The 19,275-nt window shown below is 61.2% G+C and carries 18 protein-coding genes and 2 pseudogenes; 4 read left to right on the top strand and 16 right to left on the bottom strand.

The genetic code is table 11. The features are described from left to right. Window positions 1-3 precede the first annotated feature (3 nt). Both LDZ28_RS16075 and LDZ28_RS16070 read right to left on the bottom strand, forming a co-directional pair. Window positions 4-489 (bottom strand): annotated as a pseudogene (locus LDZ28_RS16075) (NfeD family protein); the annotation flags it as partial. Between the two features lie 108 nt (window positions 490-597). Further along, entirely contained in the window at window positions 598-1,086 is a 489-nt protein-coding gene (locus tag LDZ28_RS16070; RefSeq protein WP_244829386.1) for a BON domain-containing protein, read from the bottom strand. Window positions 1,087-1,174: 88 nt separating this feature from the next. Here LDZ28_RS16070 and LDZ28_RS16065 point away from each other — a divergent pair, with 88 nt between their 5' ends. The 3 genes from LDZ28_RS16065 to LDZ28_RS16055 all read left to right on the top strand — a co-directional run bounded on the left by LDZ28_RS16065 (window position 1,175) and on the right by LDZ28_RS16055 (window position 3,316). Continuing rightward, entirely contained in the window at window positions 1,175-1,594 is a 420-nt protein-coding gene (locus LDZ28_RS16065; protein WP_244829385.1) for a secondary thiamine-phosphate synthase enzyme YjbQ, read from the top strand. A 72-nt stretch (window positions 1,595-1,666) separates the two neighbouring features. Next, window positions 1,667-2,908, top strand: coding sequence for an aspartate carbamoyltransferase (locus tag LDZ28_RS16060; RefSeq protein ID WP_244829687.1), 1,242 nt, complete (start codon window positions 1,667-1,669; stop codon window positions 2,906-2,908). Between the two features lie 93 nt (window positions 2,909-3,001). After that, the gene (locus LDZ28_RS16055; protein ID WP_244829384.1) at window positions 3,002-3,316 is read left to right on the top strand and encodes a hypothetical protein; all 315 of its coding nucleotides are present in this window, start codon (window positions 3,002-3,004) and stop codon (window positions 3,314-3,316) included. Between the two features lie 48 nt (window positions 3,317-3,364). Here the strand turns inward: LDZ28_RS16055 and LDZ28_RS16050 are convergent, their stop codons facing one another. The 8 genes and pseudogenes from LDZ28_RS16050 to LDZ28_RS16015 form a co-directional block, all read right to left on the bottom strand. After that, complete coding sequence (locus LDZ28_RS16050; RefSeq protein WP_244829747.1) at window positions 3,365-3,547, bottom strand: hypothetical protein; 183 nt, start codon at window positions 3,545-3,547, stop codon at window positions 3,365-3,367. Window positions 3,548-3,617: 70 nt separating this feature from the next. Beyond that, a pseudogene (locus tag LDZ28_RS16045) lies at window positions 3,618-3,746 on the bottom strand (BrnT family toxin); the annotation flags it as partial. 166 nt (window positions 3,747-3,912) lie between these two features. After that, window positions 3,913-4,683 carry a CDP-diacylglycerol diphosphatase gene (locus tag LDZ28_RS16040; RefSeq protein WP_244829383.1) on the bottom strand — a complete coding sequence of 257 codons (771 nt, stop codon included), beginning with the start codon at window positions 4,681-4,683 and terminating at the stop codon, window positions 3,913-3,915. 127 nt (window positions 4,684-4,810) lie between these two features. Then, window positions 4,811-6,289: a dihydropyrimidinase gene (gene hydA, locus LDZ28_RS16035; protein WP_244829382.1), complete on the bottom strand. Its 1,479-nt coding sequence runs from the start codon at window positions 6,287-6,289 to the stop codon at window positions 4,811-4,813. Window positions 6,290-6,335: 46 nt separating this feature from the next. Continuing rightward, window positions 6,336-7,847 carry an NCS1 family nucleobase:cation symporter-1 gene (locus LDZ28_RS16030; RefSeq protein WP_244829381.1) on the bottom strand — a complete coding sequence of 504 codons (1,512 nt, stop codon included), beginning with the start codon at window positions 7,845-7,847 and terminating at the stop codon, window positions 6,336-6,338. 32 nt (window positions 7,848-7,879) lie between these two features. Further along, window positions 7,880-9,166: an NAD-dependent dihydropyrimidine dehydrogenase subunit PreA gene (gene preA / locus LDZ28_RS16025; RefSeq protein ID WP_244829380.1), complete on the bottom strand. Its 1,287-nt coding sequence runs from the start codon at window positions 9,164-9,166 to the stop codon at window positions 7,880-7,882. Between the two features lie 38 nt (window positions 9,167-9,204). Beyond that, window positions 9,205-10,527 (bottom strand): NAD(P)-dependent oxidoreductase, encoded by a 1,323-nt coding sequence (locus tag LDZ28_RS16020; RefSeq protein ID WP_244829379.1) that lies wholly within the window; start codon window positions 10,525-10,527, stop codon window positions 9,205-9,207. A gap of 93 nt (window positions 10,528-10,620) precedes the next feature. Continuing rightward, window positions 10,621-11,901, bottom strand: coding sequence for a Zn-dependent hydrolase (locus LDZ28_RS16015; protein ID WP_244829378.1), 1,281 nt, complete (start codon window positions 11,899-11,901; stop codon window positions 10,621-10,623). 352 nt (window positions 11,902-12,253) lie between these two features. Between LDZ28_RS16015 and LDZ28_RS16010 the strand changes: the two genes are divergently transcribed. Beyond that, the gene (locus tag LDZ28_RS16010) at window positions 12,254-12,949 is read left to right on the top strand and encodes a TetR/AcrR family transcriptional regulator (protein ID WP_244829377.1); all 696 of its coding nucleotides are present in this window, start codon (window positions 12,254-12,256) and stop codon (window positions 12,947-12,949) included. 21 nt (window positions 12,950-12,970) lie between these two features. On the opposite strand, the gene LDZ28_RS16005 is transcribed toward LDZ28_RS16010, so the two are convergent. The 6 genes from LDZ28_RS16005 to hutH form a co-directional block, all read right to left on the bottom strand. Then, the gene (locus LDZ28_RS16005) at window positions 12,971-14,296 is read right to left on the bottom strand and encodes a DUF1996 domain-containing protein (protein WP_244829376.1); all 1,326 of its coding nucleotides are present in this window, start codon (window positions 14,294-14,296) and stop codon (window positions 12,971-12,973) included. Between the two features lie 454 nt (window positions 14,297-14,750). Then, window positions 14,751-15,059 (bottom strand): DUF4148 domain-containing protein, encoded by a 309-nt coding sequence (locus LDZ28_RS16000; protein ID WP_244829686.1) that lies wholly within the window; start codon window positions 15,057-15,059, stop codon window positions 14,751-14,753. Window positions 15,060-15,373: 314 nt separating this feature from the next. Further along, window positions 15,374-16,177: an N-formylglutamate deformylase gene (gene hutG, locus LDZ28_RS15995; RefSeq protein ID WP_244829375.1), complete on the bottom strand. Its 804-nt coding sequence runs from the start codon at window positions 16,175-16,177 to the stop codon at window positions 15,374-15,376. Window positions 16,178-16,463: 286 nt separating this feature from the next. After that, a complete protein-coding gene (locus tag LDZ28_RS15990; RefSeq protein WP_244829374.1) occupies window positions 16,464-17,039 on the bottom strand; it encodes a HutD family protein in 576 nt (191 codons plus the stop codon). Between the two features lie 2 nt (window positions 17,040-17,041). Beyond that, entirely contained in the window at window positions 17,042-17,737 is a 696-nt protein-coding gene (gene hutC / locus LDZ28_RS15985) for a histidine utilization repressor (protein WP_244829373.1), read from the bottom strand. Beyond that, entirely contained in the window at window positions 17,734-19,275 is a 1,542-nt protein-coding gene (gene hutH / locus LDZ28_RS15980) for a histidine ammonia-lyase (protein WP_244829372.1), read from the bottom strand. Before hutH ends, hutC begins: the two co-directional genes overlap by 4 nt.

Below are 19,275 nucleotides of genomic sequence, written 5' to 3'. Positions count from 1 at the left end.
TCGTTAGTGTTGATGCGATTGCCGGTCGCGCTCCAGCGCTTCGACCATGAGCGTCAGTCCGTGCCGCGACAGCACACGCACGAGCGCGCCCTCGCCTGGAAGTTCTCGCGATGAAGCCGTCTGCACGCGCCAGCGTTCACCGTGCACACGCGCCCAGCCACTTGCGGGCGCGGCGCCGGTTGCATCGAGCATCACGCCGATACTGCCTGGCATCGCTTCGCTGCCGCTCACCACGGGCCGCTTGCGCGCCTTCAAGGCGACGCTCGACACGCCGAACACGAAGAGCGCGGCCACGATAGCGAACCCCGTCACGAGGCTCAAGGGCATGCCGAAGCCAGGCACTCCGCTATTGATGAGCATGAACGCGCCGGTCGAAAACACAATGATTCCGCCGATGCCGAGCGCGCCGAAGGTCGGCAGGAACATTTCCGCGACGAGTAAGCCGAGCCCCAGCACGACGAGACCCAGACCGGCGAAGTCGAGTGGCAGGAACGTGGCCATCAGCGACATATGACTGAGCCACTCGGAAAGATGGGTTTTCATGGGCGACGACCGCTGGGGACGATGCTGCTTTCAGCTTACGCGCGAAATGCGCGCTCAGGGCTGCGTTGTCGTCCGGTCGATGATCTTTTCGACATCGGCGGTCTCGCCTAATTCCGATACGAAGCGCGCTTTGTCGAAATCGCGCGCGACGCAGCCGTCGAGATAGATGAAGCGGCGCTGGATCGTAAGCCACAGGCTGGTGTGCTCGCGCCACTGCAGCGACGCGTTGAGCGCGTTGAGGCGGCGCGTCGTGCTCTCGGCGATTTCCCGGTCGTACGCGTAGCTGTTCGAGAGGCGGCAGCGTCCCGCGATCCAGCAGCTATTGCCGCGCTCGATGCGGTAATGCGCTTCGTCGAGCCATTCCTGTTCGGTTTCGACGGGACCGCGCGGGGTCGGGCAAGTCGCGATTGCTTTCGATACTTGCATGAACGGGTCGTCACCGCGATTGACGCGTGCGTCGTCGGCGAGTGCCGCAAGCGTGACGGGCAGCAGGCACGCCAACGCGGTCAGATAGCGCCATCCGGGCGGGACTTTCGATGTCATCGCTCTTTGCTCCCTTGCCAAAAGCATAGCCGGTAGACTGACAGAAGCATCTTCCCGCATCTTTCGCATCTTTTCGAACGGGACCGACATGAAACAGGCACTTCAACATCTGACGGTTGCAACCGGCTCGCGCGGTTTGCACGAAGTCACGCGCGCCATCGACCGCTGGGTCGATCATCAGGATATCCGCACCGGCTTGCTGACCATCTTCTGCAGACACACGTCCGCGTCGCTCTTGATTCAGGAGAACGCCGATCCCGACGTGCGCACGGACCTCGAACGCTATTTCGAAACCGTCGCGCCCGAAGCGCCGGGCCGCTATGTCCACGACGCCGAAGGTCCCGACGACATGCCCGCGCATCTGCGCACCGCGCTCACCACCGTCCAGCTCTCGATTCCGGTCGAAGCGGGCCGCATGGTGCTCGGCACGTGGCAAGGCATATACGTATTCGAGCACCGCACGGCATCGCATGATCGCGAACTGGTGTTGCATTTGATCGGCGAGTGACCTAATATACGCTCCGCGTACATTTAAGGAGCGACGACCGTGAGCCAGCAACAGACCGTGCTTCGCGACGCCATGCGGCGTCTGAACATGACCCGCGATGCCTTCGCGGCCCGCATCGGCGTGTCGCGGCGTGCGCTGGACACATGGCTTTTGCCGGACGAGTCGCCGGAATCGCGCGCCATGCCGGAGATCGCCGCGCGCTATGTCGGCGAGATTCTGGACGGCATGCCCGAGGGCGGAACATCTACGCAAAGCGTATATCCGTCGATTGCATACGAAGGCCGCCCGCAGCTCGTCTCCATCGATCAGTTCTCGCGTGAATCGGCCGAAGCGCTCTTTCGCACGGCGGACATGATGCAGCCCATCGCGCGGCGCCGCAAAATCACGCGCGTGCTGGAAGGCGCGGTGCTGGCGAACCTGTTCTTCGAGGCGAGCACACGTACCCGCGTGAGCTTCGGCTCGGCGTTCTGTCGGCTCGGTGGCTCGGTGGTCGACACGACCGGCTTCACGTTCTCGTCGATGGCGAAGGGCGAATCCATCTACGACACGAGCCGCGTGATCAGCGGCTATGCGGACGCTATCGTCGTGCGGCATCCCGAGCAAGGCTCCGTCGCGGAGTTCGCGCGTGCGACCAACATTCCCGTGATCAACGCGGGCGACGGCCCCGGCGAGCATCCGAGCCAGGCGCTGCTCGACCTCTACACGATCCAGCGCGAGTTTTCGCGGCTCGGGAAGATAGTCGATGGCGCGCATATCGCGATGGTCGGCGACCTCAAATATGGCCGCACCGTCCATTCGCTTGCCAAGCTGCTCTCACTTTACAAGGGCCTCAAGTTCACGCTGATTTCGCCGGGTTCGCTAGAAATGCCGGCGCATATCATCGAGCGCATCGCGCGGGGCGATCACGTCATCGAACAGACGAGCGATCTGCGCGCGGGTCTTGCGGGCGCGGATGTCGTCTATGCCACGCGCATTCAGAAAGAGCGTTTCGCGGACGAGTCCATCGAAGGCTATACGCCGGACTTCCAGATCAATCAGGCGCTCGTGAACGAAGCCTGCGGACGCGACACGCTCATCATGCATCCGCTGCCGCGCGACAGCCGTCCCGGCGCGAACGATCTCGCCACCGACCTGAATCACGATCCGCGTCTTGCCATCTTCCGGCAAACTGACAACGGCATTGCAGTCCGCATGGCGATCTTTGCCGTTCTGCTGGGCGTGGAGCATCAGGTGCGACATTCCATGCGCGACGCGACGTGGAAATCGCCGGCTTCCATCGGCCCGGACGACGCGGTTTTTCAGGGCTTCGATTGATGAGATTTTTACGCGCCGCATCTGTTTCCTGATACGGCGTTGACAAGGCCCCGCGTATGCTTATATCAAGAAAAGACGCGATGGAGCCCGATCATGGATATGACACTTGCGCAGTTTGCCGGCCATCACGGCGGCGCTTGTCAGCGGTTGCGGATCATGGCGCGCGCCCGCATGGCGAACGACGATGCATCTTGCGAACGCATCCGCCAGTTGTTTCACTCGCCTCTTGGCGTATATGTCAGTCAGGCGCAGCGCGAAGGATGCGCGCTAAGGCTCGAATTCGATGTAGCGAGCGAAGACCTTGCGTTCACATTACGCACTTTGCGACGGGTCATGCCGGAAGCGCGGGTCGAAGGCGTCGGTCCGCGAGTGTTCGCGCATCGAGTGATAAGCCGTGAAGCGCATTGACCCGTTGCCGCGCGACTGACTGGGGAAGTCAGTCGCACATGCAGGACGTCAACGCGGCGGCGCAATCTGCTCGGCGGGTGACTCACTCGGCAGACGATCCGCCCACGGTTTCATCTGTGCGAACCACTCGTCTGAAGGGACGAAGGTGTCGGGGTCCATCTGAATGCCCCGTTCGATCTCCGCCTCCTCTTCCGGCGTATTGCGGTAAAACCTGTACGATGCTTCGCTCATATCTCTCATTCTCCCGGTTATTGGCGCGACGCAAGCTGATGATTCGCAATGCGCCGCCTCGCTGCGTGAACACCACGCAATGTACTTTCCCTTCTATCGGCACGAAGCCGACCTCGCGTACCTCGCCGTAGTCGCGACGAGCGTCTGCGTGACACATCACCTCTCGCCACGCGATTTCCCGCGTACGTTCCAGCGACATGCCATGACGATTGACGTTCGCCGCGTCCTTCTGCGGATCGAACAAGATGTCGATGTGCATTATCGTGACTACATGAAAGAAGTTTGACAAGAGGCGTTCAAGCGGCGTCACAAAATTTTTCTTCGTGATCCGAATGAAACAGCCTGCCGTCATTCTTGCTCTTTCGTCACGGTTTCTCTATAGACCGATCGGCTAACGCGCACGTGTGATCCTGCAGTTCTTCCGACGAAGCCCAGTCGCCCGGTTGCACATGATCGTTGAGAAGAAAGAACCCGGGCTTGCCATCGGGCAACCATGCGCCGGCCAGCAACAGCGTCTGGTCGCCCATCGTTTGTCCGCGACGCGCCGCGTAACGCGCGAGCAGCGCAAAAGGTTCGGTATGCGTAAGATCCGCGTCGTCGATCCGCATGGCGTCGTACCGATGCCCGCGCAAGCGCACCGGCAACGGCGCCCATTCGCGGCCGATGCCCGGCCCGACTTCGCGCAACGTCTGCGCGACGTCGGACGCGAGGCAGTCGATATGAATATGCAACTGGTTCTGCGTGCGCCCGCTTGCCGAGTTGATTGCAAGCGACACTTGATCGCGTGGCAAGGAGCGGCGAAGTTTGTCATCGACATAACGGCGCGCTCGCCATGCGTCGCGCCAATAATTCGGCGTCTGCGGCTCCAGTATCAAGGGACTTTCGATGCCGCTCACACGCGCCGTCGGAATCAACAGATATTGCGCGACGCCCACGATATCCTTCAACACCGCGTAGCCGCCCGCGAGGTTTACGTCGGCGCATTTCTGCTTGACCGGCGCGCCCTCGGCGGCGGGCTCGCAATAGTCGTGGACGATCTCCCACAGCGCGTTCGGATTCGCCGCGCGCGCAGTGGAAAGCGTCGTGCAGAAGGCCGTCGTGACGGCGAGAAGGCAAAGCTTGTGGAGGTTTCGCATCGGCATGATTCGGGCAGCGCTGGATAAGAGGACAGCGTGCCGGATTATGCTTGCAAGCGTGTGAACATGCTTCGGATGTGACCAAGCCCCGTGCAGCGTCGAGCCACACGAGGCCGATTCGAACCACTCAGGCGGCCTTCATCGCCTTATCCCCCGCGCGCTCCACCGGATGCTGCTCCTTCAGCTTGTTCTGCACGCGCGCCGCCTCGAAGTACGACGAATTTGGCGGACGCTTCAGGTATTGACCCGCGCCACGTACCGCGCGCAAATCGCCATCGGTCCAAGCGAGTTCGCCGCGCGTGAGCGTATGCGTGGCCACGCCTTGCACCGTCATGCCCTCGAACACATTGAAGTCCACCTTCTGATGATGCGTCTTCACGGAGATGGTCCGCGTCGCCGCCGGGTCCCACACGACGAGGTCCGCATCCGAACCCACCTGCACCGCGCCCTTCCTCGGATACAGATTGAAGATCTGCGCCGCGTTGGTCGATGTCACGCGCACGAACTCGTTCGGCGTGAGACGCCCCATGTTCACGCCGTGGTGCCACAACACCGACATCCGGTCTTCCACGCCGCCGCAGCCGTTTGGAATCTTCGTGAAGTCCTCTCGCCCCATGGCCTTTTGCGATGCACAGAACACGCAATGGTCCGTCGCCGTCGTGTGAAGCTGCCCGGACTGCAGCCCGCGCCACAGCGCCTCGCGATGCTCGCTCGTGCGAAACGGCGGGCTCATCACGTGCGCGGCGGCACGCGTCCAGTCGGGATCGCGATACACCGATTCATCGATCACGAGATGCCCCGGCAGCACTTCGCCGAACACACGCAGGCCATCGTTGCGAGCACGCGCGATGACATCGACGGCATCTTTCGCCGATACATGCACGATGTAGATAGGCACGCCGAGCACCTGCGCGATGCGAATCGCGCGATTGGCCGCCTCGCCCTCCACTTCAGGCGGCCGCGAAAGCGGATGCGCCTCCGGTCCCGTGAAGCCCTTCGCAAGCAGTTGCTTCTGCAACTGGAACACGAGCTCGCCGTTTTCCGCATGCACGGTCGGCAGCGCGCCGAGTTCGAGCGAGCGCGTGAAGCTGTTCACGAGCACTTCGTCATCGGCCATGATCGCGTTCTTGTAGGCCATGAAATGCTTGAAGCTGGAGACGCCGTGCTCATGCACGAGCAGGCCCATGTCGCGATGCACCGATTCGTCCCACCACGTCACCGCGACGTGAAAGCCATAATCCGCCGACGCCTTCTCGGCCCAGCCGTGCCACTCCTTGAACGCTGCCATGAGCGGTTGCTTCGGGCTCGGAATCACGAAATCGATGATGCTCGTCGTGCCGCCCGACAAGCCCGCCGCCGTGCCGGTATAGAAGTCGTCGCTGGCGGTCGTGCCCATGAAAGGCAGTTCCATGTGCGTGTGCGGATCGATCCCGCCGGGCATCACGTACTGTCCGCCCGCGTCGACGATCTTCGTGCCCGCCGGTGCTTCGAGATCCGGCCCGATCGCCAGGATCGTGCCGCCGGACGCGGCGTCGGCGCACAACACATCTGCGCGATAGCTGCGTTCTGGATCGATGATGGTGCCGCCGCGAATCAGGGTTGGCATTGTCTTCTCCTTGCGAATCTTGGGCTTCGAAAATTCCTTCGGACGCTCATGCGCTCAGAACCCCGGCCTGCGGGCTGCCACGCAGCTTCATCCACGAACCATACACGAGCGCGGCCAGCACGAGCCCGACGAACCAGGCATACGTATAAAGCATGTTGAAGAACGCCGGCACGTTCGGGAACGACGCGGGGAACGCCGTATGCAGGAAGCCCGGCAAATTGGGCAGCACGCCGACGAGCAGCGCCACGACCGCCGCGATATTCCAGCCGCCGCTATACGAATATTCGCCGTGTTCATCGAAAAGTTCGCGGTGATCGAGCCGGGTGCCGCGAATCAGAAAGTAATCGACCATCAGAATGCCCGCGACGGGCCCGAGCAACGCCGAGTAACCGACGAGCCAGGTAAAGATATAACCCTGCGTGGTGGCGAGAATCTTCCAAGGCATCATGACGATGGCGATCGTCGCCGTGATCATGCCGCCCGCGCGATACGAAATGCCCTTTGGCCAGAGACTCGAAAAATCGTAAGCCGGACCGACGAGATTGGCCGCGAGATTGCAGCACATGGTATCGAGCGTGAGGATGACGAGCGCAACGCCGACGCCGATGCCCGTCATGCGGCTCGTCAGGTCGATCGGGTCCCAGATCGCCTTGCCGTAGATCACGACGGTCGCCGATGTCACCACCACCGAAATCACGGACAACAAGGCCATCGGCGCAGGCAGACCGATGGACTGCCCGATCACCTGATCGCGCTGCGAGCGGGCGAAGCGCGTGAAGTCGGGAATGTTCAGCGCGAGCGTCGCCCAGAAGCCGACCATCGCGGTGAGACCCGGCCAGAACGTCGCCCAGAAGAGTCCTTCCTTCTTGCCACCCGCGACGAACTGCGACGGCGCCGACAACATGTTGCCGATGCCGCCCGCCTTGCTCGTCGCCCACCAGACGAGCGCGATGCACATCAGCACCTTGATCGGCGCGGACCAGCTTTCGAGCCAGCGGATTGAATCGGTACCATGCACGATGAAGTAAATCTGCAGCGCCCAGAACACGAGGAAGCACGCAAGCTGTCCGGCGGAGATGTCGAGAAGCGGCAGCGCCGCGCCGTGCAGCGCGTTGCCCGTGAGAATGTTGAGCAGCGTGTAGATCGCGCTGCCGCCAAGCCACGTCTGAATGCCATACCAGCCGCACGCGACGACGGCCCGCAACAGCGCCGGTAACTTCGCGCCCTGCGTGCCGAACGACGAGCGCACCAGCACCGCGTAAGGAATGCCGTGCTTCGCCCCCGCGTGACCGATCAGGAGCATCGGCACGAGCACGATCAGGTTGCCGAGCAGCACCGTCACCACCGCCTGCCACGGCGACATGCCCTGCTCGGTGAGCCCCGCCGCAAGCATGTAGGACGCGATGTTCATCACCATGCCGACCCACAGCGCCGCGAAGTGATACCACTTCCACGTGCGCTGCGCGGGACCCGTTGGCGCGAGGTCGTCGTTATACAGGCTGCTCGCCTGCAAGTTGGCCGCGAAATTCGGATCGACAGATTGCGTTGTCTGCTTCATCGGACGAACTCCTGTTGATCGTTGCAATGAGTTCAGGCGGCTTTGGCGGCTTCTTCCGCATCGACACGCGCCGGATTGTTCGGATGCGTGGTCCAGTTCGCGTACTCTCCGGCATCGACGCGTTCCATCGTGATGCATTGCTCGACCGGGCATACGTGCATGCACAAATTGCAGCCGACGCACTCGGCATCGACGACTTCGAAGTGACGCTTACCGTCCTTCTCCTTGAGAATGGCCTGATGAGACGTGTCCTCGCACGCAATATGGCACAGCCCGCACTTGATGCACTTGTCCTGATCGATGCGCGCCTTGATGTCGTACTTGAGATTGAGGTACTTCCAGTCCGTCACGTTCTGCACCGCGCGCCCGCGAATGTCGTCGAGCGTGGCGTAGCCTTTTTCGTCCATCCAGTTCGAGAGGCCGTCAGCAAGATCGGAGACGATGCGAAACCCGTAGTGCATCGCCGCCGTGCACACCTGCACGCTGCCCGCGCCGAGCACCATGAATTCGGCGGCGTCGCGCCAGGTGGAGATTCCGCCGATGCCCGAGATCGGCAAATCGGGCGTTTCGGGGTCGCGCGCAATCTCGGCGACCATGTTGAGCGCAATCGGCTTCACGGCCGGGCCGCAATAGCCGCCGTGCGTGCCTTTGCCATCGACGGTGGGCATCGGCGCCATCTGGTCGAGGTCGACGGAGACGATCGAATTGATGGTGTTGATGAGCGACACGCCATCCGCGCCGCCCTTGAACGCCGCGCGCGACCCCATGCGAATGTCGCTGATATTCGGCGTGAGCTTCACGAGACACGGCAACTGCGTGCCTTCCTTCACCCAGCGCGTGACCATCTCGACATACTCCGGCACTTGCCCGACCGCCGCGCCCATGCCACGCTCGCTCATGCCATGCGGACAGCCGAAGTTGAGTTCGACCGCATCCGCGCCGGTGTCTTCCACCTGCGTGAGAATCCACTTCCAGTCTTTCTCGTTGCACGGCACCATCAGCGAGACGATCAGCGCGCGGTCCGGCCAGTCGCGCTTCACTTGCGCGATCTCTTTCAGGTTGATGTCGAGCGGGCGGTCGGTGATCAACTCGATGTTGTTCAGCCCCGCCATGCGTTGCCCGTTCCATTGCACGGCGCCATAACGCGAACTGACGTTGACCACGTGCGGGTCGAGTCCGAGCGTCTTCCATACGACGCCGCCCCAGCCCGCTTCGAACGCGCGGTTGACGTTATACGCTTTGTCGGTCGGCGGCGCCGATGCAAGCCAGAATGGATTCGGCGATGTAATGCCTGCGATAGTGCAGCGAAGATCGGCCATGTTTTTATCGGCTCCGTATCGAATGCGTTGCGGGGTTTTTATGCGGCCTTGATCGCCGTGAGTTCGAAAGACGCGCCAATGGACGCCGCCGCGAGCTTGCCGTCCTGCACGGCCTGCACGGTGAGATCGAGTCCTTCGTGGGTCGCGCAGTCGCCGCCGGCCCAGACTTTGGCGAGCGTCGTCTGACGGTTCTCGTCGGTGACGATGCGCCCGCCATCGAGACTCAACAATTCCCGGTCGATACCCACCGGCACGAGCGTCTGCCCGATGGCCTTCAGCACCATGTCCGCTTCGATGATCAAGCGCTCGCCCGCGCGGTCGAACTCCACGCCCGTGACGTGTCCGTCCGCGCCGATCAGACGCACGGGGTTCGCATGCGTCACGATGGTCACGTTGTTGTTCTGCGCGAACTCCTGTTCCGCCCAGGTCGCGCCCATGTTTTCGACGCCGCGCCGGTACGCCATGGTCACCGAGGTCGCGCCGAGCTTGCGGCTTTGCACGGCGGCATCGACAGCCGTATTGCCGCCGCCGATCACCACTACACGCCGCCCGACCGGCACGCTCGCGAGGTCATCGGCCTGACGCACTTGCTCGATGAAATCCACCGCGTTCATCACGCCTTCGAGCGACTCGCCTTCCAGCGCCAGCTCACGCACACCCGCCAGACCGAAGCCGATGAACACCGCGTCGTATTGCTTGCGCAGTTCGTCGAGCGTCACATCGCGGCCGAGCGCCACGCCCGTTTTGATTTCGATACCGCCGATCGAATGCAGCCATTCGATCTCGCGTTGCGCGAAGTCTTCCACCGTCTTGTACGCCGCGATGCCGTATTCGTTGAGACCGCCGGGTTTGGCGCGCGCATCGAAAATGATCGCCTGATGGCCGGCCAGCGCGAGGCGATACGCACACGCAAGTCCCGCCGGTCCCGCGCCGACGATCGCGATTCGTCGTCCCGTTTCCAGCGCGCGCTTGAACAAGGGTTCGCCGCGAGCCATCGCCGAATCGGTTGCATGGCGCTGCAGCGCACCGATTCGCACCGGCTCGTCACCCGGATGGTTGCGTACGCAACTACCTTCGCACAGTATTTCGGTCGGGCACACCCGCGAGCACATGCCGCCGAGCGGATTGGCCGAGAGAATATCGACGGCCGCGCCTTTGAGATTGCCGTGACTGATCTTGCGGATGAAGCTCGGAATATCGATCTGCGTCGGACAAGCCTGTACGCATGGCGCGTCATAACAGTAATGACAGCGGCTTGCCGCGGCGGCGGCGGCAGTCGCATCGAGCAAGGGCGCGACATCCGAAAACTCGCATGCGAGTTGTTCCTGCGTGAGCCTGTGGCCCGCAATCTTCATGGTCATACGCGTTCCTTCTTCGATATGAGGACGTAGCGATTCCCGCCGTTCGCGCGGGACGACGCGAACGGTGCTTTGGAAAACATCGACGAATAGCCGTTAAGAGACGGGTTCCGACGCGCGCTCGAGCATGGCGTGCAAAAGCACGTTCGCGCCCGCTTCGATCCATTCCTGCGACGCGTCTTCTACTTCGTTATGGCTGATGCCGTCGACGCAAGGCACGAATACCATCGACGTCGGCGCGACTTGCGAGAGGTAGCACGCGTCGTGGCCCGCGCCCGACACCATGTCGCGATGCGAATAGCCGAAGCGTTCTGCTGCCGCGCGCACGGAGTCGACGCACGCGGCATCGAACTTGACGGGTTCGTAGTAGAAGATCTGCTCGAGTTCGGTTGTGAGGCCGATGCCGCCCGCAATGCGCTCGACGCCTTCGCGCAGCGCGGCGTCCATCTTCGCGAGCACGGTGTCGTCGGGATGACGGAAGTCCACGGTGAAGAACACGCGGCCCGGAATAACGTTGCGCGAGTTCGGATAGACCTGCATCATGCCGACCGTGGCGCAGGCGAGCGGCGCGTGATCCAATCCGATGCGGTTGACGAGATCCACCACGCGCGATGCGCCGAGCAACGCGTCTTTGCGGCGCGGCATGGGCGTCGGGCCCGCATGCGCTTCCTGACCCGTCAGTGTGATCTCGTACCAGCGCTGGCCCTGCGCATCGGTGACGACGCCGATTGTCTTGTCCTCGGCTTCGAGAATCGGGCCCTGCTCGATATGCAATTCGAACGCCGCGTGCAGCTTGCGGCCGCCGCACGGAACATCGCCTGCATAACCGATACGTTCGAGTTCTTCGCCGATGGTCTTGCCATCGACGTCCTTGCGCGACAACCCGTAATCGAGCGAGAACACGCCCGCGAATACGCCCGATGCGACCATCGCCGGCGCGAAGCGGGAGCCTTCTTCGTTGGTCCAGATGACGACCTCGACGGGATGCTCCGTCTCGATCCCGTGATCGTTGAGCGTGCGGATGACTTCGAGGCCGCCGAGCACGCCGTAGATGCCGTCGAAGCGGCCGCCTGTCGGCTGCGAATCGGCGTGAGAGCCCGTCATGACGGGCAGCGCGTCGGGATGACGGCCCGCGCGGCGCATGAATACGTTGCCCATCTGGTCGACGCTCACCGTGCAGCCCGCTTCTTTCGCCCAACTCACGATGAGATCGCGCCCTTCCTTGTCCAGATCGGTCAGCGCGAGCCGGCAGACACCGCCTTTGGGCGTTGCGCCGATCTTCGCCATCGACATCAGGCTGTCCCACAGACGTTGACCGTTGACCTTGATGGACGTGTCGAGACCAGCCTCTCTCATTGCATCCGTAATCGCGTTCATGCGCCTCGCTCCTTACGATGAACTTCGTATGTCGGGGACTGCTTTTCGTGCATCCGGCGCGCGGCGGGTGCAGACTTGCACGCGCGCGGTGCATGCTTTTACTTGTACGATCGATGCTGCATTCGAGCCATTCGGCTTCGCTTCAAATCCTGTCCGACCGGACAGGTTGTAGCCGATTAAAATAAGCAAATCAACGTCTTTCGTGTTGAAGCGAACAGAGCGAGAAGCGTGCCATTGCGCTGCAGCATCACTTGGTCGAACTTGCTGAGGCATGCAGAATTGAGAACAGCGCGGCATGCACGAACGCCGCAAATCAGGCACGATGCGGCACACGAGGCCTACGGAAGGAACAATGAGACACGACGAAGCGTCGCCCGGCATCGAAGAAAGCAATAACGTCGTTCCGCCTTTGCGGCGGCGCAAGGCACAAATTCGCGAGACCAACGAGGCTCACCTTTTAGCTTGCGCCGAAGCCGTTTTCGCCGAGAAAGGACTCGAAGGCGCGAGCACCGCGATGATCGCCGAGCGCGCCGGCCTGCCAAAAGCCAATCTGCATTACTACTTTCCGACCAAGCTCGCGCTCTATCGACGCGTGCTCGAAGACCTCTTCGAAGACTGGCATCGCGCGGCGGATACGTTCGAATGCAGCGACGATCCTGCGGAAGCGATCGGCGGCTATGTGCGCGCAAAGATGGAGTTGTCGCGGCGCCGGCCGCTCGGATCGAAAGTCTGGGCAAGCGAGATCATTCACGGCGCCCATCACATGCAAGACGTGTTGAACGAACGCGTCAAACCGTGGCTCGATACGCGCGTCACGGTAATCGAAGGATGGATCGCGCGTGGACTGCTTGCGCCTGTCGAACCGCAGACCTTCATGTTTCTGATATGGGCGATCACTCAGCATTACGCCGATTTCGACGCGCAAATTCGCGCGCTGAAGGGCAAGCGCGCGCTGACTCGAAAGGCGTTCGACGAGGAGACCGAGGAAGTCGTGCGGCTGGTGCTTCGCGCGTGTGGCGCGCGTTCGCCGGGCAACGAACTCCGATAGCCGCCTAGGTGGCGGCCAGCGTTATTTCAAAAACAGTGCAGGCACGCCGTTTTTCACTTCGCGCGAGTTGAATTCGACGACCTTGCTCGTGTTGTTTTTAATGCAGATCGCAATTTCAGACGCCTTCGCGGCAATTTGCTGCTTGACGTAAGCGTCGATGGAATTTATCCGGAGTTTATTAACGTTGTCGAGATAGATAGCGCCAACGGACTGCGGCGTGCAGGCACTTCCGGTAGGTGGCTTGTTTTGATCGTCCCAATTGGTTGCGGCGGCGAATAGGTACAAGTAGACCGCCGTGGAGTCGGTGACGTCGCCGCCCTGAGTCTGAATGAACGCGGTTTGATAGGTATAGTCCGTGATTACGGGCGTCGGAAACTTCATGAAAATAATGTCGCCCGGACCTACGCGCAGTTTCTCGTCTGCATTGTGCGGAGTGCCGCCGGAGTCAAGCCACGTATCCGAACTGGACTTTACGTAGTAGGTCGGAATATCGCTGCTGCACGCGGTGTTTCCATTATTGGAACAATTGTCGGTTGCGTATTGAAGGCTATCCGGCTTCCATGCATTGATAAAGTCGGCGTGAGCGGTATATAAACTGCCCCATTGCGGCGTCAGCACGCCGTTCACCATGATCGGGTCCATCGACAACTGCGCGCCGTTCAGATCGCCGTTATTGCCAAGCGTGTATTGCAAGTTTAATTGCAGTTGCTGAATCTTGATCGGATACGCTTCGGGACATGAACCATCTTTGTTATTGTGGTAAGCCATGTTCTGAACGCCCGAGGAGAAATCCGGTTTAATGTGCTCGCCGTCCCAACAGTCCGGAAAATAGATCACGATGTCAAACTGCGCGTTGCCGTTCACAACGGGACAACTCGTCGGCGGATTCGCCATGTAGCCTACATTCTGGCAAAAATATGCAATAGCCGGATTTGCCGCGGTTCCGTGGTGGTCGCCGGCGAGCATCTCCAGACCTTGCGGGATAGCGGTGACGACCGGGAGCTCGGTGTTCTTTTGGTAGTAGGTCTTCTGGAAGTCGGGGACCACTATTCCGGCGGCGCGCTTCAATTGCGGCACCCAATAAGCGGACGCATCGGCAGTAATGTTGCACGTCGTGGCTTTATTCACATTCAGCTTAGCGAGGTCGCTAAAGGCATCGGTCGATCGGTTGCCGAAAAAATCGTGCTGCATGGCGAGTCCGGGTAATCCGTAACGAACAATGGAATCGTCGGGCTTCGTGTGAGAATACGCGCACTGTACGCTGAACTGACCGGCATAAACGCCGGTTGTCGTAGCTGCTAGGAGGATTAGCAATAGAAGTCGCAGCAAGGAGGTGGCTTTTTTCATGACTATTCTCAGCTCTCTCGATAAAGTGAAATGCTCGCCGCAAGCATTGTTTCACGTTGAATATCGACCGTTGAATTTATTGGCCGTCGTTCTGCCACATGAATTCTAGGATACCGGGACATCGAGAGAGCCTCGTTTTATTATTTTATTGACGCTCCTTTGCAAGTACGCGCGATATTTAACTCGTGCACATAAGCCGACTCATTTCGAAAGTGAACAATGCCGATCTGCGTTTCTTTTTTCGCGCCGATTAAATCGAGCGATCGCCGCATAAAACAACGCGTCGAAATAAAAAACGCCGGCCGCAAAAATCGCGGTCGGCGTTCCTGGTGCTGCTTACTGCAGAACTGCTCTACTACACTTCTCGCAAGTTACTACGCTTTCTGCCATCTACCTCGCCTTCAACTGCCACTGCTACTGCCACCACCACTGCGACTTGCCGTTATTCGATCTATTAATGACCGAAGTAGACCGAGTTACGATCCGACATCGACGCTGACGGACGTGCGCCCGCTTGCGACGAACCCGCAGTCGATGCGCCGTACGACGACGTACCTTGCTGTGCATCCACGCGCGCTTCGGCTGCCTGAATGTTTTGCGGGTAGAACGCGTGGTCCGTCGACGGGTTATAGCCAGCCTTTTCCAACTGGACCAGCTCGGCGCGAACTTCTGCGCGGGTCACAGGGCCGTTGCTTTGTGCAAAGGCGAAAGTCGGAGCGGCCAGAGCCGAAGCAATAACGAGAGCCGGAACGAAAGACTTGATCATGATGAACCTCCTGGAATTTTGTTTTGAAATCGAAGACGAAGCCGGAAGCTTTTAAACAGTTTCTGATTTCGTTTCGCTTGAAAACAGTGTAGGAGGGACGTGACTTAGGGGAAACCCCAATTTGCAGGAAACATATTTGTCGAAGTCGCAACAATGGCGGACGCGCAACTGCATGGCCTCGGCAGTTCGACAGCCTTTAAGTCATTGTTTATATTGATACTTCCTCGCCAGATGATGTCAATGCAACCAGTGCCGCCGAAAAACATCATTACAGCGGCGTCAGACAATGGTCATCCTGACGCCAGCTAAATTCAGGGCGCTTTCACATGCTCCAACGCCGCGGCGACCAACTCCCGCAACAAGGGCTGAACGTCGCTCGCGCGCGCCTCATCGTAGGAATAAGGCGGTGCCTCGTTCATGTAAGTGGCCTGCGTGAGCTCCAGTTGCACTGCGTGAATCCCGTTGGCCGGCTGACCGTAGCGACGCGTTATGTAACCGCCCTTGAAGCGCCCGTTAGCCACCGTTGTGTAACGTCCGTCCGACTCCACGACCTGCGCGAGCCGCTCGGCCAGTTCAGGCGCCGCCGATGCTCCATCCGCCGTGCCGAAGTTGAAATCCGTGAGCCGGCCATTGAAGAAGCGCGGCACGACTGAGCGAATGGAGTGCGCCTCCCACAGCAACGCGTGCCCATGTTCCTCGCGCAAGGCGGCGAGTTCGGAAGCGAGCGCATCGTGATAAGGCTGCCAGTAGAGCGCGCGGCGCGCCTCGATCTGTTCGCGTGAAGGCTCATGACCTGCGAGATAAAGCGGCTCTTTCTCGAACGTATCGACGGGACAGAGGCCAGTCGTATCGCGGCCCGGATAAAGACTGGCGTCATCGGGCGGACGATTCAAATCGATGACATAGCGCGCGAATTGCGGCAGCAGAATCGACGCGCCCATCTCGCGCGCAAAGTCATAAAGCCGTTCGAGATGCCAGTCGCAATCATCCACTTTCCGCGCGACCGGCGTCATTTCTTGCGCGAGCCCGTCGGGTATACGCGTGCCGCGGTGCGGGATCGAGATGAGCAACGGCGCCGTGCCGCGCTCGAGCGTGTAGATCGCACAATCGTCCATGTGATGCCTCGCGTTTTAGTAGTCGATGAATGAACGCAGTGCGTCTTCGTCCGCCTGACAACTTGCGTCGATGATCTTGCATCCGCCGACGAAGACGTCGCGTTTCGGCGATTCACCATGCTCGCAGAAAACCCTATCGGAAAGCCAGCTTTTGGAGCCGCGTTCCTCCGTCGAGCGCGGCATCGAAAAGATAGTTGGCGCGATGCCGCACGCGTTGGCCGTCTTCCATCCATTCGAGCATCATGTTGCGTCGCCAGCCATCGGGCATCTGGCGCGATCCACGCGTTCACGGCGTATGGATGCCTATCTGCAACCACGACGCATCTTGCGATGCTTCGCACGCGACGCGTCCGTCCGCGCTTTCGATACGCAAGCTGTCGCCCGCTGCGAGCGCGATGCGTTCTCCATGGGCCAGCATGACGTTCAACATGCCGCGCGCGCAATGCAGAAACGTGACGTCGTGGTCCGGCGTCCATTCATGCGACTCGAAGCGGCTCGTCACCGAAGCATGCGCGCGACCGCGACGCGTCATCACGTTGAAGTCGCGCGTCGGACCTTGCACGAGCGCCGCGTGGATGGGCGTTTCGCCGGCAAAGCGCGCCATCGCGAGCGGCTCGTTCAACGTATGTACATAGTCGGGTTCGGCGAGCATCATGCCCGCGCCATCGAGCAGGATCAGCACGCGATCCACGCCCGCGAAGCTCGAAAACGCGCCATCCGCCGACACATCCGCGATGGAAAGCCGCCACGCGAACGTATCCATCGACGCGCCTTCCGGTTCCGCCGCGAGTTCGCGCGTAATGCCGCCGCCGTTCTTCCACGGCACGGCCGCGAGCGATGATGCGCGCAGGACGGTTGCCATGATCAAAAGTGGCCGGTGAACTGATAGCGGTCGCCGGGATGCCACAGATTCGCGACCGACGCCACCGTGTCGCGCGACCATGTTCGCCGATGCAGCAGCAGACACGGTTCGTGATCTTTCATCGCGAGCGCATGGCGAATCTCCGGCGATGGCAACGACGCCTCGATCCGATATTCGACCCGCTGCAAGGGCGCGGCCACCATCAGATATTGATTCGGCGTGATCTTCGTGAAGTCCTGACGCGCGTACTCGGGCGCAATGGCCGGGTTCACGTAGCGCTCTTCGAGTTGCACGGGCTCGTCGTTTTCGAAGTGCAGCACGCGCGAATGAAACACGGGACTACCGAGCGCAAGCTGCATTTCGGCGGCTAGCGCTTCATCGACGATAGAGGCACCCAGATGCAGCACCGCCGCGCGATACGCATGCCCGCGCGCGACGATTTCATCGGAGATACTGCGAATCTCGACCAGTGTCGAAGCGTATTTCGGCTGCGCCACGAACGTGCCCGCGCCCTGCACACGCGTGAGCACCTGTTCGGCCGTCAGTTCACGCACCGCGCGATTCACCGTCATGCGCGCCACTTTGAACTCGCGCGCGAGCTCGTTCTCGGAGGGCACCTGATCGCCCTCCTTCCATTCGCCGCCGTGAATGCGCTCGAGGATGTAGTCCTTGATCTCCTGATACGCGGGCGTGCTCATGCGCTCTGATCCGCGCTCTGTTCCGAGGCAAAGGAAAACGGACTGTGCTTTGCAATCTCGCCCGCCTGCACGAGCGTCGCAATGGCGGCGATATCGGGCGCGAAGTAATGATCGAGGTCGTAATGCGCGACTTGCGCGCGGATCGTCTGCATCACGTCGATAAGTGGCGCGCTCGTGCGATGCGGCGCGCGCAGATCGACGCCTTGCGCTGCCGCAAGCAGTTCGATGGCGAGAATATTGGCCGTGTTGCTCGCGATATCGCCGAGCTTGCGCGCGGCAAAGGTCGCCATGGACACGTGATCTTCCTGATTCGCCGAGGTCGGCAAGGAATCGACGGAAGCAGGATGCGCGAGCGTCTTGTTCTCGGACGCGAGCGCCGCCGCCGTCACATGCGCGATCATGAAGCCGGAGTTCACGCCGCCATCGCGTACGAGAAACGGCGGCAAGCCGGAAAGCGTTGAGTCGATCAGAAGCGCGATGCGGCGCTCGGCCAGCGCGCCGATTTCGGCGGCGGCGAGTGCGAGGTTATCGGCGGCGAAGGCAACGGGTTCCGCGTGAAAGTTGCCGCCTGAGAGCACTTCGCCCGTGTCCGGGAAAATCAGCGGATTGTCGGAAACCGCATTCGATTCGATCAAGAGCACGTCGGCCGCATGACGCATCTGATCGAGACACGCGCCCATCACTTGCGGCTGACAGCGCAGGCTGTACGGGTCCTGAACCTTCTCGCAATCGGCGTGCGACAGGTTGATGCCCGAGCCCGCCAGCAACGTGCGATACGCCGCCGCCGAATCGATCTGCCCGCGATGTCCGCGCAACTCATGGATACGTGCATCGAACGGCACGACGGAGCCCGCGGCCGCGTCGACGGACAGCGCGCCCGCAACGAGGCCGGTGCGGAACAGGTCCTCGATGGCAAAGAGGTTGTAAAGCGCGAGCGCCGCCGATGCCTGCGTGCCGTTCAACAGCGCGAGCCCTTCCTTCGCCTGCAACGTGAGCGGTTCGAGCCCGGCCAGCTTGAGGCCATCGAGCGCGCTTGCGCGTTCGCCGCGCACCATGACTTCGCCGATACCGAGCAACACCGTCGACATATGCGCGAGCGGCGCGAGATCGCCCGACGCGCCGACCGAGCCTTTCACGGGGATGACGGGCAATACATTGGCATTGAAAAGCGTGACGAGGGCGTCGATCACTTCGCGGCGAATGCCCGAATGGCCGCGCCCGAGACTCGACAGCTTGAGGGCCATCAAAAGACGCACGACCGGTCGCGACATCGGTTCGCCGACGCCGACCGCGTGCGACAGCACCAGGTTGCGTTGCAGGAGTTCGAGCTGATCGGCGGGAATGTGAGTGTTGGCGAGCCGCCCAAAGCCCGTATTGATGCCGTAGGCCGGATCACCCTTGGCGGCGATCGCGGCGACGGCGCGCGCGCTCGCGTCGATGGCGGCGAAGCTCGCGGGATCGAGACTTAGCGAATCCGATCCGCGCGCGATGCGGCGCAATTGCGGCAGCGTGAGCTTGCCAGGCGTGAGCGTAATCAT

The sequence above is a fragment of the Caballeronia sp. TF1N1 genome (assembly GCF_022878925.1).
Taxonomy (GTDB): Bacteria; Pseudomonadota; Gammaproteobacteria; order Burkholderiales; family Burkholderiaceae; genus Caballeronia.
The sequence above is the reverse complement of the archived record's forward strand: the minus strand, read 5'-3'. Positions and strand labels throughout refer to the sequence as shown.

Coding starts and splice junctions, on each gene's coding strand:
- LDZ28_RS16070 (WP_244829386.1), bottom strand. CDS start 1,086: ATGACATCGAAAGTCCCGCCCGGATGGCGCTATCTGACCGCGTTGGCG.
- LDZ28_RS16065 (WP_244829385.1), top strand. CDS start 1,175: ATGAAACAGGCACTTCAACATCTGACGGTTGCAACCGGCTCGCGCGGT.
- LDZ28_RS16060 (WP_244829687.1), top strand. CDS start 1,667: ATGCGGCGTCTGAACATGACCCGCGATGCCTTCGCGGCCCGCATCGGC.
- LDZ28_RS16055 (WP_244829384.1), top strand. CDS start 3,002: ATGGATATGACACTTGCGCAGTTTGCCGGCCATCACGGCGGCGCTTGT.
- LDZ28_RS16050 (WP_244829747.1), bottom strand. CDS start 3,547: ATGAGCGAAGCATCGTACAGGTTTTACCGCAATACGCCGGAAGAGGAG.
- LDZ28_RS16040 (WP_244829383.1), bottom strand. CDS start 4,683: ATGCGAAACCTCCACAAGCTTTGCCTTCTCGCCGTCACGACGGCCTTC.
- hydA (WP_244829382.1), bottom strand. CDS start 6,289: ATGCCAACCCTGATTCGCGGCGGCACCATCATCGATCCAGAACGCAGC.
- LDZ28_RS16030 (WP_244829381.1), bottom strand. CDS start 7,847: ATGAAGCAGACAACGCAATCTGTCGATCCGAATTTCGCGGCCAACTTG.
- preA (WP_244829380.1), bottom strand. CDS start 9,166: ATGGCCGATCTTCGCTGCACTATCGCAGGCATTACATCGCCGAATCCA.
- LDZ28_RS16020 (WP_244829379.1), bottom strand. CDS start 10,527: ATGACCATGAAGATTGCGGGCCACAGGCTCACGCAGGAACAACTCGCA.
- LDZ28_RS16015 (WP_244829378.1), bottom strand. CDS start 11,901: ATGAACGCGATTACGGATGCAATGAGAGAGGCTGGTCTCGACACGTCC.
- LDZ28_RS16010 (WP_244829377.1), top strand. CDS start 12,254: ATGAGACACGACGAAGCGTCGCCCGGCATCGAAGAAAGCAATAACGTC.
- LDZ28_RS16005 (WP_244829376.1), bottom strand. CDS start 14,296: ATGAAAAAAGCCACCTCCTTGCTGCGACTTCTATTGCTAATCCTCCTA.
- hutG (WP_244829375.1), bottom strand. CDS start 16,177: ATGGACGATTGTGCGATCTACACGCTCGAGCGCGGCACGGCGCCGTTG.
- LDZ28_RS15990 (WP_244829374.1), bottom strand. CDS start 17,039: ATGGCAACCGTCCTGCGCGCATCATCGCTCGCGGCCGTGCCGTGGAAG.
- hutC (WP_244829373.1), bottom strand. CDS start 17,737: ATGAGCACGCCCGCGTATCAGGAGATCAAGGACTACATCCTCGAGCGC.
- hutH (WP_244829372.1), bottom strand. CDS start 19,275: ATGATTACGCTCACGCCTGGCAAGCTCACGCTGCCGCAATTGCGCCGC.